This window comes from Paraburkholderia sp. SIMBA_027 (assembly GCF_046535315.1).
GTDB classification, from domain to species: domain Bacteria; phylum Pseudomonadota; class Gammaproteobacteria; order Burkholderiales; family Burkholderiaceae; genus Paraburkholderia; species Paraburkholderia tropica.
In genome coordinates this window covers 1-270 of record NZ_JAWRWY010000623.1, presented here as the reverse complement: position 1 = coordinate 270, position 270 = coordinate 1, and the positions used below count along the sequence as shown (strand labels likewise).

The 270-nt window shown below is 63.0% G+C and carries 1 protein-coding gene; it reads right to left on the bottom strand.

From position 1 onward, the window contains the following. Positions 1–270 (bottom strand): hypothetical protein (locus SB764_RS40495; RefSeq protein WP_410866825.1); only part of this gene is annotated, 270 nt, incomplete at both ends.

Here is a 270-nt window from a genome sequence, read left to right as displayed (position 1 = left end):
CCGGGCTTGCGGCGTGCGAATCCCTTGAGTTCTTCCACCAATGAACCCGGGTCCCGGCCTTCAAGCCACTGGGCAACGGAGGAGGAACGCTGGGCCGCCTGCTGGACGAGGTCCGTGGCAACGCCACCGTTCTCGCTGGAATTGGCCATGTTCTTCAGTTCATCGGAGATGGACCGAAGACCCTCAGCAACACGCTGCTGCTGGGCCTGGGCTTGGTCGGCCAGTTCACCCTTGGTCTGCGTCAGCAGCTGACGGGCGTTTACCTTGACC